Origin of the sequence: Cupriavidus sp. H18C1 (genome assembly GCF_049311595.1) — a bacterium.
Lineage (GTDB): Bacteria > Pseudomonadota > Gammaproteobacteria > Burkholderiales > Burkholderiaceae > Cupriavidus > Cupriavidus cauae.
Window position 1 is genome coordinate 2,766,290 of sequence record NZ_CP186008.1, and the last position, 25,994, is coordinate 2,792,283.

19 protein-coding genes and 5 pseudogenes are annotated in these 25,994 nt (G+C 70.2%); 5 read left to right on the top strand and 19 right to left on the bottom strand.

Annotation, left to right across the window (positions count from 1 at the left end):
* Positions 1-94: 94 nt before the first annotated feature.
* The 7 genes and pseudogenes from OJJOAM_RS12870 to OJJOAM_RS12900 form a co-directional block, all read right to left on the bottom strand.
* A complete protein-coding gene (locus OJJOAM_RS12870; protein WP_422648165.1) occupies positions 95-1,405 on the bottom strand; it encodes a UbiH/UbiF/VisC/COQ6 family ubiquinone biosynthesis hydroxylase in 1,311 nt (436 codons plus the stop codon).
* On the bottom strand, positions 1,386-1,853 hold the full coding sequence (locus OJJOAM_RS12875) for a hypothetical protein (protein ID WP_422648166.1): 468 nt from the start codon (positions 1,851-1,853) through the stop codon (positions 1,386-1,388). Before OJJOAM_RS12875 ends, OJJOAM_RS12870 begins: the two co-directional genes overlap by 20 nt.
* Complete coding sequence (locus OJJOAM_RS12880; RefSeq protein WP_422648167.1) at positions 1,853-3,238, bottom strand: aminopeptidase P N-terminal domain-containing protein; 1,386 nt, start codon at positions 3,236-3,238, stop codon at positions 1,853-1,855. The genes OJJOAM_RS12875 and OJJOAM_RS12880 overlap by 1 nt, the downstream gene beginning before the upstream one ends.
* A gap of 221 nt (positions 3,239-3,459) precedes the next feature.
* Entirely contained in the window at positions 3,460-4,236 is a 777-nt protein-coding gene (gene murU / locus OJJOAM_RS12885; RefSeq protein WP_422648168.1) for an N-acetylmuramate alpha-1-phosphate uridylyltransferase MurU, read from the bottom strand.
* Positions 4,233-4,556 carry an AzlD domain-containing protein gene (locus tag OJJOAM_RS12890; RefSeq protein WP_422649585.1) on the bottom strand — a complete coding sequence of 108 codons (324 nt, stop codon included), beginning with the start codon at positions 4,554-4,556 and terminating at the stop codon, positions 4,233-4,235. Before OJJOAM_RS12890 ends, murU begins: the two co-directional genes overlap by 4 nt.
* 6 nt (positions 4,557-4,562) lie before the next feature.
* A pseudogene (locus tag OJJOAM_RS12895) lies at positions 4,563-5,285 on the bottom strand (AzlC family ABC transporter permease); the annotation flags it as partial.
* Entirely contained in the window at positions 5,285-6,337 is a 1,053-nt protein-coding gene (locus OJJOAM_RS12900) for an aminoglycoside phosphotransferase family protein (protein WP_422648169.1), read from the bottom strand. The gene OJJOAM_RS12900 and the pseudogene OJJOAM_RS12895, both read right to left, overlap by 1 nt.
* A 157-nt stretch (positions 6,338-6,494) precedes the next feature.
* Here OJJOAM_RS12900 and OJJOAM_RS12905 point away from each other — a divergent pair, with 157 nt between their 5' ends.
* The 5 genes and pseudogenes from OJJOAM_RS12905 to OJJOAM_RS12925 all read left to right on the top strand — a co-directional run bounded on the left by OJJOAM_RS12905 (position 6,495) and on the right by OJJOAM_RS12925 (position 13,963).
* Positions 6,495-8,918 carry an LPS-assembly protein LptD gene (locus tag OJJOAM_RS12905; RefSeq protein ID WP_422648170.1) on the top strand — a complete coding sequence of 808 codons (2,424 nt, stop codon included), beginning with the start codon at positions 6,495-6,497 and terminating at the stop codon, positions 8,916-8,918.
* Positions 8,919-8,927: 9 nt separating this feature from the next.
* Positions 8,928-10,433, top strand: a complete 1,506-nt coding sequence (locus tag OJJOAM_RS12910; protein ID WP_422648171.1) for a peptidylprolyl isomerase — start codon at positions 8,928-8,930, stop codon at positions 10,431-10,433.
* A 105-nt stretch (positions 10,434-10,538) separates the two neighbouring features.
* Positions 10,539-11,632: pseudogene (gene pdxA, locus OJJOAM_RS12915) on the top strand (4-hydroxythreonine-4-phosphate dehydrogenase PdxA).
* A 10-nt stretch (positions 11,633-11,642) separates the two neighbouring features.
* Complete coding sequence (rsmA, locus tag OJJOAM_RS12920) at positions 11,643-12,455, top strand: 16S rRNA (adenine(1518)-N(6)/adenine(1519)-N(6))-dimethyltransferase RsmA (protein WP_422648172.1); 813 nt, start codon at positions 11,643-11,645, stop codon at positions 12,453-12,455.
* A gap of 263 nt (positions 12,456-12,718) precedes the next feature.
* Complete coding sequence (locus tag OJJOAM_RS12925) at positions 12,719-13,963, top strand: ankyrin repeat domain-containing protein (protein ID WP_422648173.1); 1,245 nt, start codon at positions 12,719-12,721, stop codon at positions 13,961-13,963.
* Between the two features lie 99 nt (positions 13,964-14,062).
* On the opposite strand, the gene gloA is transcribed toward OJJOAM_RS12925, so the two are convergent.
* The 12 genes and pseudogenes from gloA to OJJOAM_RS12985 form a co-directional block, all read right to left on the bottom strand.
* Positions 14,063-14,470 carry a lactoylglutathione lyase gene (gene gloA / locus OJJOAM_RS12930; protein WP_149316789.1) on the bottom strand — a complete coding sequence of 136 codons (408 nt, stop codon included), beginning with the start codon at positions 14,468-14,470 and terminating at the stop codon, positions 14,063-14,065.
* 173 nt (positions 14,471-14,643) lie between these two features.
* A pseudogene (locus OJJOAM_RS12935) lies at positions 14,644-15,493 on the bottom strand (M48 family metallopeptidase).
* 38 nt (positions 15,494-15,531) lie between these two features.
* Positions 15,532-16,285: pseudogene (locus tag OJJOAM_RS12940) on the bottom strand (lysophospholipid acyltransferase family protein).
* Entirely contained in the window at positions 16,282-16,923 is a 642-nt protein-coding gene (gene gmhB / locus OJJOAM_RS12945) for a D-glycero-beta-D-manno-heptose 1,7-bisphosphate 7-phosphatase (protein ID WP_422648174.1), read from the bottom strand. Before gmhB ends, OJJOAM_RS12940 begins: the two are co-directional and overlap by 4 nt.
* A 65-nt stretch (positions 16,924-16,988) precedes the next feature.
* Positions 16,989-19,112: a glycine--tRNA ligase subunit beta gene (gene glyS, locus OJJOAM_RS12950; RefSeq protein ID WP_422648175.1), complete on the bottom strand. Its 2,124-nt coding sequence runs from the start codon at positions 19,110-19,112 to the stop codon at positions 16,989-16,991.
* Positions 19,113-19,176: 64 nt separating this feature from the next.
* On the bottom strand, positions 19,177-19,770 hold the full coding sequence (locus OJJOAM_RS12955; RefSeq protein WP_422648176.1) for a hypothetical protein: 594 nt from the start codon (positions 19,768-19,770) through the stop codon (positions 19,177-19,179).
* Complete coding sequence (gene glyQ / locus OJJOAM_RS12960; protein ID WP_422648177.1) at positions 19,767-20,762, bottom strand: glycine--tRNA ligase subunit alpha; 996 nt, start codon at positions 20,760-20,762, stop codon at positions 19,767-19,769. The genes OJJOAM_RS12955 and glyQ overlap by 4 nt, the downstream gene beginning before the upstream one ends.
* 450 nt (positions 20,763-21,212) lie before the next feature.
* Positions 21,213-22,205: an apolipoprotein N-acyltransferase gene (lnt, locus tag OJJOAM_RS12965; RefSeq protein ID WP_422649586.1), complete on the bottom strand. Its 993-nt coding sequence runs from the start codon at positions 22,203-22,205 to the stop codon at positions 21,213-21,215.
* Positions 22,206-22,372: 167 nt separating this feature from the next.
* Positions 22,373-22,945, bottom strand: a pseudogene (locus OJJOAM_RS12970) (apolipoprotein N-acyltransferase); the annotation flags it as partial.
* The gene (locus OJJOAM_RS12975) at positions 22,942-23,814 is read right to left on the bottom strand and encodes an HlyC/CorC family transporter (RefSeq protein WP_422648178.1); all 873 of its coding nucleotides are present in this window, start codon (positions 23,812-23,814) and stop codon (positions 22,942-22,944) included. The gene OJJOAM_RS12975 and the pseudogene OJJOAM_RS12970, both read right to left, overlap by 4 nt.
* 353 nt (positions 23,815-24,167) lie before the next feature.
* Positions 24,168-24,917: an rRNA maturation RNase YbeY gene (ybeY, locus tag OJJOAM_RS12980; RefSeq protein WP_150083312.1), complete on the bottom strand. Its 750-nt coding sequence runs from the start codon at positions 24,915-24,917 to the stop codon at positions 24,168-24,170.
* Between the two features lies 1 nt (position 24,918).
* Complete coding sequence (locus OJJOAM_RS12985) at positions 24,919-25,914, bottom strand: PhoH family protein (RefSeq protein WP_422648179.1); 996 nt, start codon at positions 25,912-25,914, stop codon at positions 24,919-24,921.
* Positions 25,915-25,994: the final 80 nt, after the last annotated feature.

Genomic DNA, 25,994 nt, shown 5'->3' on the forward strand with positions numbered 1-25,994 from the left:
GCCCAGCGACCCCAGCGGCGCCAGGGGCTCCAAGCGGAACCCGGATCGTTGCGACCCGGGCCCGATCTGCCGTCGACAGCGTTGCGCCGGAAGTTCAGCGGCGCATGCCGTAGATCATCTGATGCGCCAGCGCGTGCTTCAGCGGCGCCAGGCAGGCCAGCGCGGCCAGCGAGGCGCCGCGCGCGTGCGCGGCCAGCGGATAGGGAATGCCGAACACGCGCGGCAGCAGGTCGGTGACGCCGATGGTCACCGCGCGATCGAGCCGGTGGCGCGCGCCGAAGGCGGCCAGCGCCTGCGGCGTGCAGGCGGTGCGCAGCTCGTCGGCCAGCGCGAAGGCATCGCGCAGCCCCAGGTTCAGCCCCTGGCCGGCGACCGGATGCAGGGTCTGCGCGGCGTTGCCGATCGCCACCAGCCGGCCCTTGACCGTCAGCTGCGCGGCATTGAGGCCCAGCGGGAAGGCGTGGCGCTTGCCGACCCGCGTGAAGCGTCCCATGCGCGGACCGAAGACCTCGCCGAGTTCGGCCAGGAAGCGAGCGTCGTCCAGCGCGAGGCGCCGCGCCGCCTCCTCGGGCGAGCAGCACCAGACCAGCGCGTAGCCCGAGCCGCCGTCGCCATGCGGGTCGTCGTCCAGATCGTGCGGCAGCAGCGCCAGCGGCCCCTGCTCGGTGAAGCGCTCCCAGGCCCAGCCGGGCAGCGGATGGCTGCAGGCGACATGCGAGACGATCGCGGTCTGTCCATAGTCGCGGCGGCGTGTTCCGGTCGCGCCGGCCGCGGCCGTGCGAGCGACCTGCTGATGGAACAGGCCACCCTCGGCCTGCACCGCCAGGCGCGCGCCCAGGCGCACCGGCTGGCCGTCGGGACCGGCACCGCGCAACTGCACCGGCGCGGTGTCCGGCGAGCCGGCGGCGACAGCCTCGGCTGCGGCACCGGCGGGGCCGTGCCGGGCTGCGCGCGCCGTGCCTTCGTCGATCTGGTCGATCGCATCGATGCGCGTGTCGAACGCGCGCACCAGCCGCTGCTGGCCGCCGGCACGTCCAAGCGCGTGCTCGAGCGCCGCGCACAGGTCGCCGTAGCGGACCACATAGCCCAGCGCCGGGATGCCGTAGTCGTCGTGATGCAGCTTGACGTGGCCGAACCGGCCGCGCTGCGACACATGGATGTGCTCGATCGGCGTGGCCGCCACGGGCCACGCATCGAGCTGCGCCAGCAGATCGCGGCTGCCGTGCGACAGCGCGATCGCGCGCGGATCGCGGGCGGCGCGCGCCGGCGTGGCGGCGTCGATCAGCGCGATACGCCAGGGGCTGGTGTGCAGCAGCCGGCAGGCCAGCGCGAGGCCCACCGGGCCACCGCCGACGATGGCGATGTCGCAGGCGTCGCCGTGCAGTTCAGGGCTGGGCTGGTTCATCGTTGGCACCTCCGGCAGCGGCGCTTTCCGGCCCGCCGCGCTGCCAGCACACCACGTCCTCGCGCGTCCTGCCGTTGCGCGCATCGCGCAGGGCGTTGTCGAGCAGGGCCTGATCGAAGCCGGGCAGTGCGCGCAGCCGCGTCAGCAGCGCCTCGTGGTTGACCGCGTCGAGCGGCGTCACGCAGCCTTGCTGGCGGCCGTCGGGGCGCTCCTCGCCGACCAGGATCAGCCAGGCCTTGCCGGTCCACGGCGCGCGCCGCGAGACGCGCGCGACCACGCGCTCCAGCGCCTGCCATTCGAGCTCTTCGCGCTGGCCATCGGGACGATGGACCACCAGGCGGTCGTCGAACAGATTGACGATGAACGGCTGTTCCGGCTCCGCCTGCGTTCGCGACGCCGTCGCGTTGCCATCGGCACCGCCGAACAGTTTTCTCAACCAGCTGACCATTACAACTCACTCCGTTCGCGCATCAGCGCTTCGATCTCGTCGGCGTCGACCGGGACGCCGCGGGTCATCAATTCACAGGGACCGTCGGCCGTGACCACCGCGTCATCCTCGATGCGGATGCCGATATGCCAGTAGCGCTCCGGTACGTTCTCGGCCGGGCGGACGTAGATGCCGGGCTCGATCGTCAGCACCATGCCGGCCTCGAGCGGGCGCCACGGGCGCTCGCCTTCGGCGGGGGCCGGGCCGGGCACGCGGTACTCGCCGACGTCATGCACGTCCATGCCGAGCCAGTGGCCCGTGCGGTGCATATAGAAACGCCGATAGCTGCCGCTGGCGATCACGTCGTCGACGCCGCCTTCCTTGTTCCGGTCCAGCAGGCCGGTGTCGAGCATGCCCTGTGCCAGCACGCGCACCGCCGCGTCATGCGGCACGTTGTACGGCACGCCGACGCGCGTCTGGTCGATGGCGGCCTGCTGAGCGGCCAGCACCAGATCGTAGAGCTCGCGCTGCGCCGGCGAGAAGCGGCCGGACACCGGGAAGGTCCGCGTGATATCGGAGGCGTAGCCGTCCAGTTCGCAGCCGGCGTCGATCAGGCACAGGTCGCCGTCGCGCAGTTCGGCCGGGCCGGCGCGATAGTGCAGCACGCAGGCGTTGGGACCGGCGGCGACGATCGAGTTGTAGGCCACGCTCTGCGCGCCGTTGCGGCGGAACTCGTACAGCAGCTCGGCTTCCAGATGGTATTCGCGCAGTCCGGCGCGGCTGGCCTGCATGGCGCGGACATGGGCCTGGGCCGAGATCTGCGCGGCGCGGCGCATGATGTCGAGCTCGCCGGCGTCCTTGAACAGTCGCATCTCGTCGAGCAGCGTGCGGATGTCCAGCGCGCTGGACGGCGCCACCACGCCCGCGCGGCCCTGCGTGCGTACCGCGTCGAGCCAGCGGCGCACCTGCATGTCGATGCGGGTCGAAGCGGCCAGCGGATACGCGATCAGGTTCTGGTTGGCAAGCAGCTGCGGCAGCTGGGCGTCGATTTCCTCGATCGAGTGGGCCTCGTCGAAGCCGAACACCTCGCGTGCCGCTTCGGGGCCGTAGCGGAAGCCGTCCCAGATCTCGCGCTCTTCGTGCTTCGGGCGGCAGAACAGGATGCTGCGGTCGGTGCCGCCGGCCGGCGCGGCGATCAGCACCAGCACCGACTCGGGCTCGGTGAAGCCGCTCAGATAGTAGAAGTAGCTGTCGTGCCGGTACGGGAAGTCGCTGTCGCGGTTGCGCATCGCTTCCGGGGCCGTGGGCAGGATCGCCACGCCGCCGCCGGCGGCGCGCAGGTGGTCGAGCACGCGGGCGCGGCGCGCGCGACAGGCCTGGAGAAGGGCGGAATCTGGTGCGGACATGAGGGGACCGACTCGCATCGGGCAGGCAGTGGGCAATGGCCCGATTCTAACGCCGCTCGTTGCCGAGGTTGACGTGCGCGGCGAGGAGGGCTCGCCGATGCCTCCGCGTCGTTCCTGCGCAGGCGGGGGCCTCAGGGACTTCGAGGGCCGCGCGTCAGGCCTCCGAGCCGCGCCTGCGCGGCGACGACAGGCGATGACAGCCGTTGAGAGCGCGGCGCGTCCTAGCGCGACAGCGCGGCGTCCAACGCGGCCAGCTGCGCGGGCGTGCCGACGTTCTCCCAGCGGCCCGCGAAGCGCTCGCCGGTTGCCAGGCCCGCCGCGATGGCGGCGCGGTAGAACGGCGTCATCGGCACCTTCTGTCCGGGCGCGATGCCGGCGAAGGTGCGCGTGTCGTACAGGCCGATATTGCCGAAGGTCAGGCGCGCAGCGCCCTCGGCCAGCGGCGCCTCGCCCGGCAGCGACAGCTTGCCGTCGGCGCCGAGCGCGAAATCGCCCTCGGGGTGGAACGGCGGATTGGGCACCATCACCAGATGCATGCGCGGTTCGGGCGAGCCGGCCATCGCCGCGGCGCGCGGCAACAGCGCGCGGAAGTCGTAGTCGCAATAGATGTCGCCCGATACCGCGACGAAGATCTCGCCCTTGCCATCGCGGCCGGTGCCGTCGTCCGCAGTGCCATCGCCGCCCTTGCCATCGCCACCGGTGCCTTCCCGCAGCAGCGGCAGCGCCTGCGCGATGCCGCCCGCGGTCTCCAGCGCTTCGCCCTCCGCCGAATAGGCCAGCCGCACGCCGAAGCGGCTGCCGTCGCCGAGCGCCGCCTCGATCTGCTCGCCCAGCCAGGCGTGGTTGATCACGATATCGGTCAGGCCGGCGCGGGCCAGCGCCTCGATGGTCCAGACGATCAGCGGTTTGCCTCCGACCTGCAGCAGCGGCTTCGGGCAGCCATCGGTCAGCGGGCGCATGCGCTCGCCGCGTCCGGCGGCGAAGATCATCGCTTTCAAATCAGGGTCTCCAGGACGAGCAGGGTGGCCATGCCGCCGGCGATGGTCCAGCCGATGCTGCGCGTGCGCGCGGCGATCAGGATGGCCACCACGCCGGCGATCAGGCGGGCATTGTCGAGCCCGATGGCCAACTGGCCATCGCGCATCAGCAGGTCGGGCGCGATCAGCGCCGACAGCATCGCCGCCGGCACGAATTGCAGCGCGGTGCGGAACCACGCCGGCAGCCGCACCTTGCCTTCGACGGCGATGAAGGACAAGCGGATCAGATAGGTGGCCAGGCCCGCGGCCGCCATCACGCCGAGCAGCATCCACTGGCTCATGCGGTGCGCTCCTTGCCGGCGGGGGCCGCTCTGGCGCGGCAGCAGCAGCATGCCGACCGCGATGCCGCCCAGCGCCGCGGCCATCAGCCCGAGCTTGTGCGGCACGCTGAAGCACAGCACCGCCAGCACGCTGGCGGTCACCGCCGCGGCGACGTGCGAGCGGTGCTTCAGGCCGGGCACGATGATCGCGATGAAGGTCAGCGGCAGGAAGAAGTCCAGCGGCCAGTGGCGCGGCACCTGGGCGCCGACCAGCACGCCGGCCAGCGTCGACAGCTGCCAACTGCTCCACAGCGCGAAGCCCGCGCCGAAGAAGTACCAGTGCCGGTAGCGCCGTTGCAGCGGGTCGTCGCCGAGCCGCCGCGTCATCGCGGCAAAGGCCTCGTCGGTCAGCAGATAGGCGATCAGCGCCTTCCAGCGGCGCGGCAGGTGCGCCAGCGCGGGCGCGATGGTGGCCGAGTAGAGCGCGTGGCGCAGGTTGACCATCGCGACCGTGGTGGCGACGATCGCCGCCGGCGTGCCCGCCGCCCACAGCTGCGTCAGGATCATCTGCGAGGCGCCGCCGAAGACGATCGCGCTCATCGCGCAGGCCAGCCACGCCGGCATGCCCGCGCCGACCGCCAGCACGCCGTAGATCAGGCCGAACGGCACCACGCCCAGCAGCATCGGCGCCAGCGCGCGCACGCCGGCCCACCATTCGCCGCGCCGGGTCGGGCCGCTTTCTGCGTCCATCAGAAGGTATAGCCCGCCGGGCGCTCGACGCCTTCGAGCGTATCGAACAGCCGCACCAGCTTGCGCAGCTCGCCGTAGCGGCCGGCCACCGCGCGCGCGTACTTCAGCACCAGCGGCATGTTGGCCAGATAGCCGTCCTTGCCGTCGCGATGGTAGAGGCGCGCGAAGATGCCGAGCACCTTCAGATGGCGCTGCAGGCCCATCCATTCGAAGTCGCGATAGAACTCGCCGAAGTCGCCGGCGACCGGCAGGCCGGCCTTGCGGGCGCGCTCCCAGTAGCGGATCAGCCAGTCCAGCTGCAGCTCCTCGTCCCACTCGATATAGGCGTCGCGCCACAGCGAGACCGCGTCGTAGGTGATCGGGCCGATCACCGCGTCCTGGAAGTCGAGGATGCCGGGGTTGCCGGGGTTGCCGCTTCCGTCCTCCCCGTCGAGCACCATCAGGTTGCGCGAGTGGTAGTCGCGGTGCACGTAGACCTGCGGCTGGGCCAGGTTGTTGGCCAGCAGCGTTTGCATGACCTCGGCCAGGTCAGCCTGCTGGCCCGCGTTCAGTTCGACGCCGAGATGGCGCGCCACGTACCACTGCGGGAACAGGTCCAGCTCGCGCTGCAGCAGTTCGCGGTCGTAGGCGGGCAGCGCGCCCGGCCGGGTCGCGGCCTGTATCTTCACCAGCGCCGCGGCGGCGTCGCCGTACAGCGTGCGCGCGGTGGTGATGTCCAGCTTCGACAGATAGGTGGTGTTGCCAAGGTCCGCCAGCAGCAGGAAGCCCTGCGACAGGTCCTGCGCCAGCACGGTCGGCACGGTGACGCCGGCCTCGCCGAACAGCGCGGCGACATGGATGAAGGGGCGGCAGTCCTCGCGGGCGGGCGGGGCGTCCATCGCGATCACGGTCGGATGCGCGGGGTTGTCGGTGCGCAGCCGGAAGTAGCGGCGGAAGCTGGCGTCGGCCGAAGCCGGTACGCACGATTCGGGATCGATGGACCAATCCGGAGCGAGTCCGGACACCCACGCTTTGAGCTGGTCCTGGCGCGGGTCGAGGGGAAGTGCTGCCATGCCGGAAAGGGTCGATAAGTTGCCCCGTATAATACCCGACCAGACCCGGGCGCCGGGCGGCTCCCAGGTGGGCCGTCCTGTGCCTGGCAGCCTGTTTGGACGGTGGCTGCGGCGGTTCTGCGCAACCGTCCCGCCGTCCGACCGACGACCCGCTCGCATGACCGAACAACAACGATCACCGAATCACACCGCAAACCAGGCGCCGGGCCGCCAGCCCGGGCGCCGGCCAGTCCGGGCCCTGCGTCCGCTGGTGCTGGCCATGGCCGGCTGGTCGCTCGGCGCGCAGGCGCAAGGCCAGGCGGTCGGCTCGGCGATTCCCGCGCTGCCGGCTGCGGAGCCCACGGCCGAGGCTGCGGACCCGCGCCAGCCCCCGCGCCCCGGCGAACTGATCCCCTACCTGTCGGAGCCGGCCACCTGGCGCAGCGCCGAGGGCGATCCCAGCGCGCCGACCTATGTCTCCGGCGACACCATGACCGGCTACAACGAGCGCGGCCTGGAACTGCAGGGCAATGCCGAGCTGCGCAGCGACGGCGCCGTGATCAAGGCCGACAAGCTGACCTACGACCAGGACAGCGACGAGGCGCTGGCGACCGGCAATGTCCGGCTCTCGCGCGAAGGCACGCTGGCGGTCGGCCCCGAGGCCAGGCTGCGCGTCGAAGCCAACGAAGGCTACATGCTGTCGCCGGACTACTACTTCCAGCAGACCGGCGGCTCGGGCACGGCCGAGCGCATCGACTTCCTGACCAAGGACCAGAGCACCATCCAGCGCGCCACCTACACCACCTGTTCGCCCGACAACGCGGACTGGTATTTCAGCGCGCGCCAGCTCGACCTGGACAGCGATCGCCAGGTCGGCACCGCGCACGGCGCCGTGCTGCGCTTCTTCGATGTGCCGATCCTGGCCGCGCCGGCGGTGACCTTCCCGCTGACCGACGAGCGCCGCAGCGGCTTCCTGGCGCCGCTGATGGCCTACAGCTCCCGTTCGGGCTTCGACCTGACGGTGCCGTACTACTTCAATATCGCGCCGAACCGCGACCTGACGCTGTATCCGCGCGTGATGAGCGAACGCGGCGTGCAGCTCGGCGGCGACTTCCGCTATATCGGCAACGGCTACGCGGGCCGGATCCGCGGCGAGTTCCTGCCCAACGACCAGAAGACCAACTCGGACCGCTGGCTGTACTCGATCCAGCATAGCCAGAACCTGGCCAAGGGCCTGAACGCCTATGTGAACCTGAACCGGGTATCGGACGACCGCTATCCGGACGACCTGACCCGTACGGTCGCGCAGTCGACGCTGCGGCAGTACACGCAGGAGGGCGGGGTCACCTACAACTGGCAGGACTTCTCGCTGCTGGCGCGCGTGCAGACCTTCCAGACGCTGGCGCCGAGCCAGCCGACCTACGAGCGCGTGCCGCAGTTGAACGGCAAGTTCACGCGCTACAACTGGGGCGGCTTCGACGTGCAGGTCGAGGCCGACTACACGCGCTTCCGCATCCCGCTGACGACCACCGGCTTCCAGCAGCCGCAGGGCGAGCGCGTCTTCATCCAGCCTTCGATCAGCTATCCGATCGTGCGCCCGGGCTGGTTCGTGACGCCCAAGGTCATGTTCAACGCGGCCCAATACCAGATGGAGCCGACGACCAATACGCCGGGCGCCAACAACACGCTGACCCGCTCGGTGCCGACCTTCAGCATCGACGGCGGCATGACGTTCGAGCGCGACGCGCCGACCATCAGCCGGCTGTTCGGCACCAAGTACCTGCAGACGCTCGAACCGCGCCTGTTCTACGTCTACACGCCGTTCCGCGACCAGAGCGCGTTCCCGCTGTTCGACACGGTGCAGTCGGACTTCGGCTACGGGCAGATCTTCAGCGAGAACCCGTTCACCGGCTACGACCGCATCGCCGACAACAACAAGCTGACCGCGGGCGTGACCACCCGCCTGATCGAGTCCGAGACGGGCATCGAACGCTTCCGTGGTACGCTGGCGCAGCGCTTCGACTTCAGCGGCCAGCGCGTGCAGCTGACCGGCACGCTGGACGACGCCGAGAGGGGATATTCCGACCTGCTGGCGGCCACCACGATCCAGCTGTTCCGCGGCTACTACATCAATGCCGGGATGCAGTACAACCCGGAAAACGACCGCGTGATCCAGTCGAACATCGCGTTCGCCTGGCGGCCCGAGGCGCGCAAGCTGCTGAACATCGGCTATCGCTACCGGCGCCCGACCGCGGTCACCGACAATACCGCGATCGACCAGTTCGAGATCTCGAGCCAGTGGCCGATCACGCGGCGGACCTACGGCATCGGGCGTGTCGCCTACGACATGAGCGCCAACCAGCTGGTCGATACGTTGCTGGGGCTCGAATATGCCGCCGACTGCTGGGTCGGCCGGATCGCCTACCAGCGTTTTCGCAATACCACGCAGGGCTACACCGGCCGGGTGTTTCTGCAGGTGGAGTTCCGCGGCCTGTCGAAGATCGGCTCCAATCCGCTGGATATCATGAGGTTGAACGTGCCTGGCTACGAGCCTGTCTCGGCCGCGCCGATCCCTCAGACCCAGTTCGACCATTACGAATGACGGACCATGATGAAGCGTCAAGCAGTCTCCGTATTTTCCGTTGCCGCGGCTTCGTCGCGGCGTTCGCGCGGCATCGTGCTGTCCGCATTGCTCGCCTGCGTGGCCGTTCCGGCGGCGGCGCAGCTCAAGGCACCCGGTGGGTCCGGCTCCGCGCCGCGCGCCACCGGCATCTTCGTGCCGCAAGGCTCGCAGGCCACGCCGCCTACCTCGCCCACCCAGCCGCGGCTGGGTTCGGGCCAGCGCACCGGCCGCTCGCAGTTGGTCGACGAGGTGGTGGCGATCGTCAACAACACCGTGATCACGCGGCGCGAGCTGCTCGATAGCGCCGACGAGATCGAGAACCAGCTGCGTACGGCCGGCCGGGCGATTCCGCCGCGCGAGGAGCTGCTCGGCGACGTGCTGGAACGGCTGGTGATGGAGCGCGTGCAGACCCAGGCCGCGCAGGACGCCGGCATCCGCGTGACGGATCAGGAAGTCGACCGCGCGATCGAGTCGGTCGCGCAGCAGAACCGCATCAGCGTGGCCGATCTGCGCGCGCAGGTCGACCGCAGCGGCATGACCTGGGACAAGTACCGCAGCGAGCTGCGCAAGCAGGTGCAGGTGATCCGGCTGCGCGAGCGCGAGGTCGATTCCAAGGTGCAGGTGTTCGACGGCGAGATCGACAACTATCTGGCCGCGCGCGCCGCACGCAGCGGTGCCGCGCCGACCGGCGAGGCGCAGTACGACGTCGCCCAGATCTTCGTGCGCGTGCCCGAGGGCGCCAGCGATGCGCAGAAGGCGCAGCTGCGCGCCAAGGCCGAAGGGCTGCTGAAGCAGGCCCAGGGCGGCGCCGACTTCGCGCAACTGGCGCAGAACAATTCCGATGGCGCCGAAGGGGCCAAGGGCGGCTCGCTCGGCTACCGCGAGATCGGCCGCCTGCCGGCGCAGTTCGCCAACGCCGTGCTCGATCTGCAGCCGGGCAAGGTGGTGCCGGAGGTCGTCGAAAGCCCGGCCGGCTTCCATGTGCTCAAGCTCGCCGGCAAGCGCACCGCGCCGGCCGGCGGCGATGCCGCGCCGAGCCGCATCACGCAGACCCAGGTGCGCCATATCCTGATCCGCACCGGCCCCAACATGCCCGAGGCCGAGGCGCGCCGCCAGCTGTCCACGCTGCGCGACCGCATCCAGCACGGCACCAGGTTCGCCGACGTCGCCAAGCGCTATTCGCAGGACGGTTCGGCGCAGAACGGCGGCGAGCTCGGCTGGGTGTCGCCCGGCGAGCTGGTTCCCGAGTTCGAGCAGGCGATGAACCGGCTGCGCCCGGGCGAGGTCTCCGAGCCCGTCACCAGCCAGTTCGGCGTGCACCTGATCCAGGTCGACAACCGCCGCGAGGTCGAGGTGTCGCCGGAGAAGCAGCGCGACTTCGCCCGCGCCGAGGTGCGCGAGCAGAAGCTGCGCGCCGCGTACGAGGACTGGCTGCGCCAGCTGCGCGAGGCGGCCTATGTCGAATACCGGACCAACCGCGAGGCCGCCCGTTAAGGGGGCTGGCCAAAGACGCCGCCAGAGAAGCCGCCATGGGACCTGCCATAGGACCAGCCACAGGAGCGCAATAGGGCCCGCCAAGGGCCCCGTTTCGCGACCACGATGACCGCGCCGTCTGCCACACCTTCCGCTCAGCCCGCTCCATCGCATCCGGCCGCGCCGCTGCCGATCGCGATCACGACCGGCGAGCCGGCCGGCATCGGCCCGGACATCACGATCCGCGCGGTGCTGGAGCTGGCCGGCGGGCAGGGCGGTCCGCGCTTTCATGTGCTGGGCGACGCGCGGCTGCTGGCCGAACGCGCCGCCGCGCTCGGCCTGGAGCAGGCATGGCAGGGCAAGCTCGATACGGGCGAGGCGGCCGTCGAGGACATCCCGCTGGCGGCCCCGTGCACGCCCGGCGTGCTCGACGCGCGCAACGGCCGCCATGTGCTGGCGCTGCTCGATGCGGCGCTGGCCGGCCTGCTGCCCCAGCCGGGGCAGCCCCCCGCTATGCGGCGGTGGTCACCGCACCGGTGCAGAAGAGCACCATCAATGACGCCGGCGTGCCCTTCACCGGCCATACCGAATATCTGGCCGAGCGGGCCGGCGTATCGCGCGTGGTGATGATGCTGGCCGGTCCGCAGCCCGCGCATGCCAACGCGATGCTGCGGGTGGCGCTGGCCACCACGCATCTGCCGCTGCGCGCGGTGCCCGATGCGCTGGACGTGCCGATGCTGCTCGAGACGTTGACGATCGTCGACAACGACCTGCGGCGCCGCTTCGGCCTGGCCCATCCCCGCATCCTGGTCACCGGCCTGAACCCGCACGCCGGCGAGAGCGGCCACCTCGGGCGCGAGGAGATCGACATCATCGCGCCGGCGCTGGCCAAGGCGCGCGAGGCGGGCATCGACGCGCGCGGCCCCTATCCGGCCGACACGCTGTTCCAGCCCCGGCTGCTGCGCGATGCCGACTGCGTGCTGGCGATGTACCATGACCAGGGCCTGGCGCCGCTGAAATACGGCACCTTCGGCCATGGCGTCAATATCACGCTGGGCCTGCCGTTCATCCGCACCTCGGTCGACCACGGCACCGCGCTGGACCTGGCCGCCACGGGCCGCGCCGAACACGGCAGCATGATCGAAGCGATCCGCTGCGCGATCGGGATGGTCGGCCATACCGCGCGGCCCGCGCATGGCGAGCCGCCGGCCGGACACTGAAGAGACATCGATGCGTTCCCCTGTTCACCAGGGCCATACGGCCCGCAAGCGATTCGGCCAGAACTTCCTGGTCGACGACAGCATCATTCATGGCATCGTCAATGCCGTCGATCCGCAGGCGGGCGACCTCGTCGTCGAGATCGGTCCTGGCCTGGGCGCACTGACCGAGCCGATGCTGGAGCGGCTCGATCATCTGCACGTGATCGAGCTGGACCGCGATCTGGTCGAACGGCTGCGCCGCCGTTACGGCGACCGCATGACGATCCACGCGGGCGATGCGCTGGCCTTCGACTTCGACGAGCTGAAGCAGCCCGGCCGCCCGCTGCGCATCGTCGGCAACCTGCCGTACAACATCTCCAGCCCGCTGCTGTTCCACCTGATGGAGTTCGCCGACCACGTGCGCGACCAGCATTTCATGCTGCAGAAGGAGGTGGTCGAACGGATGGTGGCCGAGCCCGGCAGCAAGGCCTTTGGCCGGCTGTCGATCATGCTGCAGGTGCGCTACCACATGGAGTACGTGCTCGACGTGCCGCCGGAGTCGTTCAATCCGCCGCCGAAGGTCGATTCGGCGGTGGTGCGGATGATCCCGTGGCCGCGCCATGAGGACGGCCGGCTGCGCTCGCCGTACGCCGCGTGCGACATGACCGTGCTGGGCGACCTGGTCACCGCCGCGTTCTCGCAGCGCCGCAAGGTGCTGCGCAACACGCTGTCGATGCTGCGCGACCACGTCGACTTCGACGCGATCGGCTTCGATCTTGGCCGCCGCGCCGAAGAGGTGCCGGTCGCCGAGTACGTCGAGCTGGCCAATCGCATCGGCGGGTAGGGCGCCGGCGCCGTTTCCCTGGTCGTTGCTTCGGCGCTTCCTTCGCTGTTCCTTCGCCGCTTCCTTCGCCGTTTCCTTCGCCGTTTCCTTTCCTCTCCCGTCCTTTCCGGTTCGCCGGCAGCCGCGGTCCAGCCGCGTGCGGCTGCCGCGCGCGAAAGAACCCCACCGGAATGCTAAAGCGCGCCCTCCGGCGCGGATGAGAATCGCGCCGCGACTGGCCACGGCCGCGTCGCACGATCCCTCAACCGCAAAGGAGCGCAAGCATGCATGCACGCCATATCACGACCCAGGCACCGCTGTTCCAGTCCGGCCCCGTGCCTGACGCCGTCCCTTGCGCGGCGCGCGGCGCCGGCCGCCCCGAGGCCGGCCGCGAACTGACGCTGGCGCTGCGGCGCCACGACGGCCCGGCAGTCCGCGAGTGGCTCCAGCGCGAGCCGACCGCCGTCGGCTGGCGCGACGAGCTCGGCAACACGCCCTTGCACACGGCGATCCAGTCGCGCTGCGAGCCGGCGCTGATCAATACGCTGCTTGCCCATCGCGCGGATCCCGCCATCGCCAACGGCGACGGCAATACCTGCATGCATCTGGCGCTGGGCCTGCGCCCGACCATGCCTGCGGTGGTCGAGTCGTTGCTGGACCATGGGCGCTGGTTCGGCGGCGGCATCGGGCTTGGCGCGCTCGGCAAGGCGAACCGGCACGGCAGGACCGCGCTGGAGCTTGGCAGGGAGGCGGGCGGCGCGCCGGCGCCCGGCCATGCGGCGATCCTGCCGGCGCTGGAAGCGGCGCTGCTGGAGTGGATGAATGGATTTCGCGCCAGTGTGCTGGCCGCGATCGACGCCGACGATGGGCCCGCGGTGCGGCACCTGTTGACCACGGGCGGCTGGTCCCTCGATATGCCGTTGGCGGACGAGCTGGATGTATTGCAGCTGGCCTTGCGCGTCAAGGCCCCGCGCGTGGCCTGCACCCTCATCGACCTGGCCGCGGCGGTGGACAATCGCGCCGTGCTGGAGCAGCCGGAGACCAGGCTCGGCATGACGCCGTTGATGACCGCGGTCGCGCTGGAAGCGGGCGCGCCATTCGCGCGCTTGCTGCTTCATGGCGTCCCGGTCGATGTCCATGGGCTGCTGGGCGTCACGGCGCTGCATCTCGCCGCTGCCTCGGGTCAGCTGCACGCGGTGCAGCAGTTGGTGGCCTACGGCGCCAACCCGGATGCCCGCGACGATGCCGGCACCACGCCAATGATGTTGGCGGCGTCGGCCGGACAGCTGGACATCGTCAAGAGCCTGCGCCAAGCCGGCGGCAACATCAACGGCCGCGATCGGCAGGGACGCACGCCGCTGATGTACGCACACCTGGGCGACCAGCCGCCGGGCTTCATATTCAAGATCGTGATGGCCGGGGCGCGGACGGACATGGTGGATGGCGAGGGCCGGACCGTCAGGGACTATCAGCTCGACAGCAATATCCGGCGGGTGGCGAAGGGCCAGAACATTTGCACCATCCTTTGATGCCGCGCCGCGCCGCGCTGCGCGGACCGCGGCGCCCGGTGCCACCGCGGGGCTCGGGGGCCGGCGGGCCGCGGGGCCACCGGGCGGCCGTTACCGCCGTTACGGACGGCTGGCGTCGCGCGTGGAGTTGCGCTCGATCAGCTCGATCTTGTAGCCGTCCGGATCTTCGACGAAGGCGATCACCGTGGTGCCGCCCTTGACCGGGCCGGCCTCGCGCGTGACCTTGCCGCCGGCCGCGCGGATGCGTTCGCAGGCCCCGGCGGCATCGTCCGTTTCCAGCGCGATGTGGCCGTAGGCGGTGCCCATCTCGTACTTGTCGACGCCGTAGTTGTAGGTCAGCTCGAGCACCGCGGTCTCGCTCTCCGGGCCGTAGCCGACGAAGGCGAGCCGGTACTTGTATTCGGGATTGTCGCTCTCGCGCAGCAGCTGCATGCCGAGCACGCGGGTGTAGAAATCGATCGAGCGCTGCATGTCGCCGACACGGAGCATGGTGTGGAGAAGTCGCATGGTGAGCCTGTGTAGGGTGTGTTTGTTAACGTCCTGTGGGGTACTGCAAGGTACTGCGGGAAAGGCGTTAGTGTAGAACGGATCGGCGGATCGATCCGGATGCGTGGCGAGCGCCGTGCGCGCGCACGGCCCGCGGCGGCAGGGACAGCGACAGCGGCAGCCGCAGCGCCGCCTCAGAACGCCGGCAGCGCTTCCGGCGGATGGCTGCGCAACTGCGCGCGCGCGTCGCGGAACTCGGGGAAGATCGACGCCACCGTGTCCCAGAAGCGCGGGCTGTGGTTCATTTCCTTCAGATGCGCCAGCTCGTGCGCGGCCACATAGTCGATCACCGACAGCGGGAAATGCATCAGCCGCCAGCTCAGGCGGATCTTGCCGTCCGAGGTGCAGCTGCCCCAGCGCGTATTGGCCGAGCTCAGCGCAAAGGCGCGATGGCGCACGCCGAGCTTCTCCGCATAGATATCGAGCCGCTCGGCCAGCAGGCGCTTGGCCTGGTGCTGCAGCCAGGCCTGCACGCGGTCCTTGATCTGCTGCTCGTCGGCCTGCTCGGGCAGCGCCAGATGCAGCACGCGCGCCTCGCCGTCGAACAGCAGCGTGCCGGTCGGCGAGTCGAGCCGCAGCGTGATCGGCTTGCCGAGGAAGGGCAGGGTCGCGCCGTCGCGCCACTGCACCGCGGGCAGCACGCGCTGCGCGTCGCGCTGTTGCCATTCGGCCAGCTTGCCGAAGATCCAGCGCTGCTTCTCGGCGATGGCCGCTTCGATGTCGGCGATCGTGACCCAGCGCGGCGCGGTGATCGACAGCCCGCGGTCATCGATCACGAAGCCGATGGTGCGCCGGGACGAACGCTTCAGCGTGTAATGGAGCGGACGCTCGCCGAGCCGCAGCAGCCGCGCGTTGGGCTGGGGGCGCCGGCCAGGGTGCCGTGGCGGGGCCGGCCGAGGTGGTGCCATCGAGCGCGCTGGCCGCCGGCCGCGTGCCGGCCGTGCTGGACGTGCCCGCGCCGGAGTCCATCAACGGCAGTTCCATCTGGCCGTCCGCGGGTTCCGGGGCGCGGCGGGCCGGCTTCATGCAGGCTGCCCTCGCAGATAGCTCTCCGGATCGATGCGGCGCATGTCGCGCTCGATCCATTGCTCGACTTCCTGGTTCAGCATGTCGGCGGTCTTGTGGGCCGACGACAGCGGCGGGCCGATGGAGATCGTGATGGTGCCGGGATACTTCAGGAACGAGTTGCGCGGCCACAGGCGGCCCGAGTTGACCGCGATCGGAATCACCGACGCGCCGGTCTCGACCGCCAGGCGTGCCCCGCCGCTCTTGTAGCGCGGGTTTTCCAGGCCGGCGGGGGTGCGGGTGCCTTCGGGGGAACATGATGATCCACGCGCCCTCGGCGAGCCGCTCGCGGCCCTGGCGCACGGCCGAGGCGAAGGCGCGTGAACCGTCCTTGCGGTTGATGTGGACCATCTTCAGCATGCCGAGCGCCCAGCCGAAGAACGGCACGAACAGCAACTCGCGCTTGAAGACGAAGCACAGCGGCTTGGGCATCGTCGCCACCAGCGCCACGGTCTCCCACGCCGACTGGTGCTTGGACAGCAGCACCACCGGCTTGTCGATCATGGCCTGCAGATGCTCGCCGCCTTCGATGCGGTAGCGGATGCCGCAGATCAGCCAGGCGGCGCCGATCACCAGCTTGGGCCACCCGCGCACGAAGCGGTAGCGCCGGTTAGCGCTCATGAAGGGGAAGGCCAGGAAGCAGGCGCAGGCATAGGGAGGCGTCAGTACCAGCAGGTACAACGCGAACAGCAGGGAGCGTAGAAAGATCATCGAGGGTTCGTCGAGTCAACCGGTGACGTGGCGGATGGCGAAGCGGCCGTGCCCGCGTGCGATGCCACGGCGCCGTGGCGCGCGCCTTCGCCTTCGAGCAGCCAGCGCGAGAACGCGCGCAGATCGTCGTGGACCAGCGTGCCGGGCGGCAGGCCGCCCTTGGCGAGCGTGGCTTCGCCCTTGCCGGTGCGCACCAGATGCGGCGTGCAGCCGAAGGCGACGCCAGCCTGCAGGTCGCGCAGCGAATCGCCGACGATCGGCACGCCGCGCAGCTCGATGCCGAAGCGTTGCGCCGCCTGCTGGATCAGGCCGGGTTTGGGCTTGCGGCAGTCGCACGCGTCCGCGGCGGTGTGCGGGCAGAAGAAGATCGCCTCGACGCGGCCGCCGAGGCGGGCCAGCGCCTTGTACATCTTCTCGTGCATCGCGTTGAGCGCGCTCATCTCGAACAGGCCGCGGCCGATGCCCGACTGGTTGCTGGCGACCACGACGCGATAGCCGGCCTCGTTCAGCGCGGCGATCGCTTCCAGGCTGCCGGGGATCGGAATCCATTCGTCCGGCGTCTTGATGAACTGGTCGCTGTCGAGGTTGATGACCCCGTCGCGGTCCAGGATCACGAATTTGGGCGGTGTCTGCGGCATGGCGGCGCTTCGGTAACGGGTACGGTCGATGCTGCTGGTTCTGCTTGTCGTGCTCCGGGCGCGGGTCAAGCGGCCAGCTTCGAGATGTCGGCGACGCGGTTGGCCAGCGCATGCAGCGAGGCCAGCAGCGCCAGGCGGTTGGCGCGAAGCCCTGCATCCTCGGCCATCACCATCACGCCGTCGAAGAAGCGGTCCACCGCCTCGCGCAGCCGGGCCAGGTCGCGCAGCGCCGCGGTGAAGTCGCCGCGCGCGAACGCCGCCTCGACCCCGGGCCGCACGCTGTCGATGGCGGCATGCAGCGCGCCTTCGGCATCCTCCTGGAACAGCGCGGGGGCGACCTCGCCCACGGCCTCGGTATTCTTGCGCAGGATATTGGTGATGCGCTTGTTGGCGGCCGCCAGCGCCGCCGCCTCGGGCAGCGCGGCGAAGGTGCGCACCGCCTCCATGCGCCCGAGGATGTCGTCGAGCCGCTGCGGGCGCAGGCTGACCACCGCCTCGACCTCGTTGGTGGTGTAGCCCTTGTCCTTCAGGTAGCCTCGCAGGCGGTCGTACAGGAAGTCGGTGATGTCCTCGCGCGCGGGCTTGACCGCCGGCACGCCGGCGAAGGCCTGCTCGGTCAGCGCCAGCAGCGCGTCGATGCCCAGAGGCAGCGGCGTCTCGACCAGCATGCGCAGGATGCCCAGCGCATGGCGGCGCAGCGCGAACGGGTCCTTCTCGCCGGTCGGCTGCAGGCCGATGCCCCAGATGCCGACCAGGGTCTCGAGCTTGTCGGCCAGCGCCACCGCGATGCTGACGGCGTTCGACGGCAGCGCATCCCCGGCAAAGCGCGGACGGTAGTGTTCGGAGCAGGCCAGCGCGACTTCCTCGGCCTCGTCGTCGTGGCGGGCGTAGTAGGTCCCCATCGTGCCCTGCAGTTCGGGGAATTCGCCCACCATATCGGTCAGCAGGTCGGCCTTGGCCAGTTCCGCGCCGCGCATCGCGGCCGCCTTGTCGACCGGCACGCCGGCCCTCGCCAGCGCATCGGCGATATGGCCGGCGATCTGCTGCAGCCGCTGCACGCGGTCCAGCTGCGTGCCGATCTTGTTGTGATAGACCACGTTGGCCAGCTGCGGCACGCGCGAGGCCAGCGTCTTCTTGCGGTCCTGGTCGAAGAAGAACTTGGCGTCGGCCAGGCGCGGGCGCACCACGCGCTCGTTGCCGCCGATGATCGACTGCGGCGTGTCGGTGGCGAGGTTCGACACGATCAGGAAGCGGTTGCGCAGCTGGCCGTTGGCGTCGGTCAGCGCGAAGTACTTCTGGTTGGTCTGCATCGTCAGGATCAGGCATTCCTGCGGCACGGCGAGGAAGGCCTCCTCGAAATGGCAGGCGTAGACCACCGGCCATTCGACCAGCGCGTTGACCTCGTCGAGCAGCGCGTCCGGCATGATCACGCGGTCCGCGCCGGCGGCGGCCAGCAGCTCTTCGCGGATGCGCTCGCGCCGCTGCGCGTAGCTGGCCAGCACCTTGCCCTGTTCCTCGAGCAGGGCGGCGTAGCGCTCGGCGTGCGCGATCTCGATCTCGCCCTCGGACAGGAAGCGGTGGCCCAGCGTGCGGTTGCCCGCGGCCAGCCCGAGCACCGAGACGGGCACGACCTTGTCGCCATGCAGCGCGATCAGCCGGTGGGCCGGGCGCACGAAGTTGACCGTGCTGCCGTCCGGGCGCTGGTAGCTCATTACCTTCGGAATCGGCAGCTTGCCGATGGTGTCGTCCAGCGCGGCCTGCAGGCCGTCGGCCAGCACCGCGCCGCGCGCGGTGTAGCGGTAGAACAGCGCCTCGGCCTTGCCGTCGGAGGTACGCTCCAGGGTCTGCCAGTCGATCGCCTCGACGCCGACCGACTTCGCCAGCGCGGCCAGCTTCTTGGCCAGCGGCGCGGTCGGCTCGCCGGCGGCGTCCAGCGCCACCGACACCGGCAGCACCTTTTCGCGCTGCTCGCGGTCCGCCGCGCTGGCGCGCACGCCGCTGATCAGTGCGGCCAGGCGGCGCGGCGTGGCGTACGGCGTTACCGTGCTGCCGTCATCGAGCAGGCCGCGTTCGGCGAGGCCGGCGAACAGGCCCTGGGCAAAGGCCTCGCCCAGGCGCGCCAGCGCCTTCGGCGGCAGCTCTTCGGTGAACAGTTCGATCAGCAGCGAATCGGTCAGGGGTTGCGACATGAATCGGTTCCAACGGTTTGTGGCGCACGCCGGCATCGGCGGCGCCGGAAGGGTTCAGCGGCGCTCAACAGCGCGGTTCGACGCCGGACAGCAGCCATAGCCCGTGCTGCTGGCGAAACTGCAGCGTGGTCGAGCGGCACGCGGACTGCGCATTGCCGGCCAGCTTCTCGCTGTTGGCGGAGAAGCGCGCGTACAGGCGGTGATGGCGGCGATCGTAGCGGATCTCGTCGATGCGGCCGCCGATCCAGAAATCGATCCGCGGCGGCAGTTGCGAGGCCGAATGATAGGTCCGCACCAGGCGCCGTTGCCGGCCGTTGCGGTGCACTGTCTCGACCCAGGTCAGCGGATAGCGGATCGCGCTCTCGTAGGCGCGCAGCGGCACGCGCCGCCAGCCCAGGTCCCTGGACCCGGACAGGTCGCACGACATCGAGCGCACCAGCTGCGTCCACTGGTCGATCGCATTGGCGGACGGCTGCAGATGCTTGTTGATGGCCTGCTGCAGCGCCTGCGAATCGCCTTCGCAGACATTGGCCTGCTCGGCCGAGGGGTAGAGCACCTGCGAGGCCTGGGCGTAGGCCGACGGCACGATGGCGTGCGCGCCGCCCGCGGCGGCCACCGCCAGCGCGCAGCACAGCGCACGGCGTGCCATCGAGTTCATGCGGCGGCCTCGACGGAGGGCTTGGCGGCGGTCTTGGCGTCGCTCGCGGCGTCCGCGCCGGCCGCACCGCACATCGGGAAGCCCAGCGCCTCGCGCGATTCGTAGTAGGCCTGCGCGACCAGCCGCGACAGATTGCGGATGCGGCCGATATAGGCGGCGCGCTCGGTCACCGAGATCGCGCCGCGCGCGTCCAGCAGGTTGAAGGTGTGGGCGGCCTTGAGCACCTGTTCGTAGGCCGGCAGCGCCAGCTTGGCACCCGCGGCCTCGGCCGCGTCGCCTTCCGCGCCGACGCCCATCAGCCGCTTGGCCTCGCCCTCGTGTTCGGCGAAATGGCGGAACAGGATTTCGGTATTGCTCTGTTCGAAGTTGTAGGTCGACTGCTCGACCTCGTTCTGGTGATAGACGTCGCCGTAGGTCAGGCGGCGCGTCTTGCCGTTCTCCTCCCACTCGGTCCAGACCAGGTCGTAGACGTTCTCGACGCCCTGCAGATACATCGCCAGGCGTTCGATGCCGTAGGTGATCTCGCCTGTGATCGGCTTGCAGTCGATGCCGCCGACCTGCTGGAAGTAGGTGAACTGGGTCACCTCCATGCCGTTGAGCCAGACCTCCCAGCCCAGGCCCCAGGCGCCGAGCGTCGGGTTTTCCCAGTCGTCCTCGACGAAGCGGATGTCGTTCTGCTTCAGGTCCAGGCCCAGCGCCTCGAGCGAGCCCAGGTACAGCTCGAGGATGTTCTCCGGCGCGGGCTTGAGCACGACCTGGTACTGGTAGTAGTGCTGCAGCCGGTTCGGGTTCTCGCCGTAGCGGCCGTCCTTGGGGCGGCGCGACGGTTGCACATAGGCGGCGCGCCACGGCTCGGGGCCGATCGCGCGCAGGAAGGTATGCACGTGCGAGGTACCGGCGCCAACCTCCAGATCGATGGGTTGCAACAGCGCGCATCCTTGCCGGTCCCAGTAGGACTGCAAGGTCAGGATCATTTGTTGGAAGGTCAGCATAACGAAGACGACGGATCGCGGAGAGTTGGCCCGGCGGCGGGCCACCGAAGCGGAAGCGGGCAGGGGACGGCGGCCGGGCCGGCCGGTCCCGCCGTTGCCAAACCCAGAATTCTAGCGGGTTTTTGCCCGGCAGCCGCCGAAGGGAAGGGGGGAGGCAGGTGGGCGAGGACCTCGGGTAAATCCCGAGGGCGCTCAAGTTCCGGAAGGGCCTGCCGTTATCGATTTTTGTATACATTATTGAAAAGCTGTTCGACAGAGGCAGCGGACGGCGCCCCGCGGTGATCCTCGGCGCCAACAACGGGGACAAACATCATGTCGTTTCTCTCGCGCAAGCCCTATCGGGTCGCCCTGGCAGTGATGGCGGCCGCCGCCGCGGTATCGATCGTGGCGGGCGTGATCCACTGAGGTTCGACCGCCAGGGCCGAGCACCGGCTCGGCCTGGGCACAGGCTCAGGCGCCGCCGCTCCGGCCACGGCCCCGGCCCGACGGCGCGCGCCAGGCCACCGCCAGCAGCACCAGCAGGCAGCCGAGCACCGCCGGTACATTGCCGACCCGCACATAGGGCGTCAGTCCCCGCGTGCCCTGCACCTGCGCGCTCAGCGTGCCGGTGGTGAAGGTCGCCAGCCGCGCCGGCACGCTGCCGTCCGGGGCCACCACCGCCGTCATGCCGGTATTGGTCGAGCGCAGCATCGGCCGGCGCGTTTCCAGCGCGCGCATGCGCGAGATCTGCAGATGCTGGTCCAGCGCGATGGTGTCGCCGAACCAGGCCAGGTTGGTGACGTTGACCAGCACATTGGCCGGCTCCCGCTGGCCGCGCAGCGTGCGCGCGATTTCCTCGCCGAACAGATCCTCGTAGCAGATATTGGGCGCCACCATGACGCCGCGCACCGGCAGCGGCGCCTGCGCCAGGCCGCCGCGGCGGAAGTCGCCCAGCGGCATCTTCATCATGTCGACGAACCAGCGGAAGCCCCAGGGGATGAACTCGCCGAAGGGCACCAGGTGGTGCTTGTCGTAGCGGTACAGGCCCTGCATCTCGGGGCCGATGCCGAACACGCTGTTGGTGAAGTCGATCGGCGAGTCGGCGCCCGCCGCGCCGAACAGCAGCGCGGTGCCGGTGCCGGTGCTGAACTGCCGCAGCGCGAGCGCGATCTCCGGCGGCATGTCCTGCAGGATCAGCGGAAACGCGGTCTCGGGCGTGACCACCAGATCGGCCGGCGCGGCGGTGATCATGTCGCGGTACAGCGCGTTCGAGCGCGCGATGCCGGCCGCTTCGAACTTGATGTCCTGCGGCACGTTGCCCTGCAGCAGCCGCACCGACAGCGGCGCGCCGACCGGCTCGGTCCAGGCGCGGCCGGCCAGCAGCCAGCCGGCGCCGAGCAGGACCGCCAGCCCGAGCGGGACCGCAAGCCTTGCCCACGGCGTCGCCGGCAGGGTCGCCGACAGCGCGCCGGCACGCTCGCCCTGCGGCGATCCGGGCGATTCCGCCGCTCCCGCCGCTCCCGCCGACCCCCCGATCCCGGGCGGGCGACGCGCGCCAGCGCCGCCAGCCAGGCCGCGCAGAGGGCGGCCAGCGCGCCGATGCCGTAGACGCCCAGCAGCGGCGCATAGCCGGCCAGCGGGCCGTCGGTATGCGCATAGCCGCTGCCCAGCCACGGAAAACCGGTGAAGATCACGCCGCGCAGCCATTCGGCGAGGCCCCAGGCCGCGCCGAACGCCAGCGGCGCGGCCAGCAGGCCGAACCAGCCGGCGCGCCGGGCCGGATCGAAGCGCCGCGGCGCGGCGGCGCGATGCCAGGCGGCGGCGGCCAGCGCGGGGTAGAGCGCGAGATAGCCGGCGAACAGCAGCACCGCGAGCGCGGCCATCCAGGCCGGCATCTCGCCGTAGACGTGCATGCTGATATAGAGCCACCAGATGCCCGACAGGAACCAGCCCAGCCCGAAGGCGTAGCCCAGCGCGGCGGCATCGCGCGCGCGGCGGGTGTCGAACAGCAGCGCGGCCAGGCCCGCCAGCGCCAGCAGCTGCAGCCACCACCAGTCCCGCGGCGCGAAGGCCTGGGTATGGGCGACGCCGAGCACGCCGGCCAGCAATAGATGGCCCCAGCGCGCGCGGCGGCGGGTGTCGCTCAGCGGTGTTTCGAGTTCGGCAGCGGCGGCGCCGTTCCAGCCCTGCGCCAGCCGCTTCATGCGTTGGCCACGGCGTCGGTGAGCGCGGGCGCTTCGCGCCGTACCAGCAGCAGGTGCAGCTGGCGCGCATCGGCGCGCAGCACCTCGAACCGCAGCGGCGGCAGCGTGATGATCTCCCCGCGGTGCGGCACGTGGCCGACATGGTTGGTCAGCAGGCCGCCGACCGTATCGACGTCGTCGTCGGGGAACTGGGTGCCGAAGGCCTCGTTGAACTGCTCGATCTCGGTCAGCCCGTGCACGCGCCAGCTGCCGTCCGGCAGCGGCACGATATTGTCGTCATCCTCGTCGAGATCGAATTCGTCCTCGATGTCGCCGACGATCTGCTCCAGCACGTCCTCGATGGTGACCAGCCCGGCAACGCCGCCGTACTCGTCGACCACGATCGCGATGTGATTGCGGTTGTTGCGGAATTCGCGCAGCAGGATGTTCAGGCGCTTGGACTCGGGAATGAAGACCGCGGGCCGCAGCATCTCGCGCAGGTCGAAGTCGCTGTCGGTGTAGTAGCGCAGCAGGTCCTTGGCGAGCAGGATGCCGATGATGTTGTCGCGGCTGCCTTCGTAGACCGGAAAGCGCGAGTGCGCCGTCTCCTGCATGAAGGGGATGAAGGTTTCCGGCGCATCGGCGATATTGACCGCGTCCATCTGGGCGCGGGGCACCATGATGTCGCGCGCGGTCAATTCCGAGACCTGGAACACGCCTTCGATCATCGAGAGCGACTCGGCGTCGATCAGATTGCGGGCGTGGGCGTCCTGGAGGACTTCGAGCAATTCTGCCCGCGATTCGGGCTCGGGAGAAATCAGATCGCTCAGTCGTTCGAGCAGGGACCGGGGCCGGTCGACTGGTTTCGAACTAGGGTAAGGGTCGTTCATGGCGCAAGTTGCGCGTGGTGGATACCGGAGCAAGCATACACCAATTGTTTTTCGGTTCTGACCGGGGCGGCCCGGCGCGGGCGCCCCGGGCCGGGCCGATGCGGCGCCGGGGTCGCACGGGCGGCGCCGCGTCGGAGGGATCGCGCCGGCCGCGTGCGGGGCCCGGGCACGGTTTCAGTTGAGGGCCAATTCCGGGGCCGGTCCAGGTTTCCCGCCGGGTTTCGGTCCGGGTTTCGGTCCGGGTTTCGGTCCGGGTTTCGGTCCGGGTTTCGGGCCGGGCTTCGGGACGGGTTTCGGCCCGGGCTTCGGTTCGGGCTTCGGTTCGGGCTTCGGTCCGGGGCCCGGTCCGGGACTCAGTGCCCCAGGCGCGGGCCTCGGTCGTCGCGGTACGGGTCGGCAAAGCCGAGCGCCAGCAGCGTCTCGGTCTCGATGGCCTCCATCTCCTCGGCCTCGGCGTCGTCCTCGTGCTCGTAGCCCTGCGCGTGCAGCGCGCCGTGCACCAGCAGGTGCGCGTAGTGCGCCTCGAGCGGCTTGCCCTGTTCGCGCGCCTCGCGCTCGACCACCGGGCAGCACAGCACGATGTCCGCGCTGACCGGATCGTCGTCGTGCTCGGCATAGGCGAACGTCAGCACATTGGTCGCGTAGTCCTTGCCGCGGAAGCCCCGGTTCAGCGCCCGGCCCTCGTCCTCGTCGACGAAGCGCACGGTCAGCTGGGCATCGGCGAACAGCGCCGAGCGCAGCCAGGTCTGCACCCGCGCGCGCGGCGGCAGGCCGCGCCGGCCACGGATGCCGTCGCCGTACTGCACGTCCAGCGTCAGTTCGGGCGGCGTCGCCGGCGTGCCGGTGGTGGTCAGCTGCGGCGTGGCGGTGACCGCCACCGCCAGCGCGTCGTGGCTGTCGGGGCGCGCCAGCAGGCCCGCGCGCTGGCGCGGGTCGCTGTGCTCGGCCAGCAGCGACACCACGCCGTCGGCGGCTTGCGACAGGTCGACGGTCAGGCTGCGGCCGTCGGGCAGCTGCACGCGCAGCGCGTGCGCGGCGCTCTTGCGGGCCCGGCCTTCGCCGTCGAACAGGATCAGGCTGGGCGCTGGGTTCTTGCTGGTCAAGTCAGGTGTCCTTGTGCTGGGCGTGGTATTCGTCGTAGGCCTCGACGATGCGCGCCACCAGCGGATGGCGCACCACGTCGATGCTGGTAAAGCGCGTCGCGGCGACGCCGCGCACGTCGCGCAGCACGTGCTGCGCTTCGATCAGGCCGCTCTTCTGGCCGCGCGGCAGGTCGATCTGCGTGGTGTCGCCGGTGATCACCGCCTTGGAGCCGAAGCCGATCCGGGTCAGGAACATCTTCATCTGTTCCGGCGTGGTGTTCTGCGCCTCGTCCAGGATGATGAAGGCGTGGTTCAGGGTGCGGCCGCGCATATAGGCGAGCGGCGCGATCTCGATCATCTGGCGCTCGAACATCTTCTGCGTGCGGTCGAAGCCGAGCAGGTCGTACAGCGCGTCGTACAGCGGACGCAGGTACGGATCGACCTTCTGCGCCAGGTCGCCGGGCAGGAAGCCGAGCCGCTCGCCGGCCTCGACCGCGGGCCGGGTCAGCACGATGCGCTTGACCGCGTCGCGCTCGAGCGCATCGACCGCGCAGGCCACCGCCAGATAGGTCTTGCCGGTGCCGGCCGGGCCGATGCCCATGGTCAGGTCGTGCGAGACGATATTGCGCAGGTAGTCGCGCTGCGCGGCGGTGCGGCCGACCAGGCCGGTACGGCGGGTATGCAGCACCGGCGATTCGTCGTCGGCGTCGCCGCCGGCGTCGTTCTCCACCCCGGGCGGGCCCGCGACATGCGCGGCATACTGGCGCGTCTCGATCAGGCCCAGCTGAACGTCGTCGATCGACAGCGGGGTGCGGGCCTGGTTGTAGAAGCGCTCCAGCGCGGCGGCGGCCTCGCTGGCATTGGCGCCGCGCACCGTCATCTTGTGGCCGCGCCGCTGGATCGTGACGTCCAGCGCCTGTTCGACCTGGCGCAGGTTTTCGTCCAGCGGCCCGCACAGGTTCTGCAGGCGGGCGTTGTCGTCCTTGGGCGCCACGAATTCTGCGGAAGGAATTTTCATCGGGAGAGCGCTCCGTTCTTGTTCGTCGTTGGCCGGGCGATGGCCAGCTGCGGGCCGCGATCCTCGGCGGACTCGCGGCC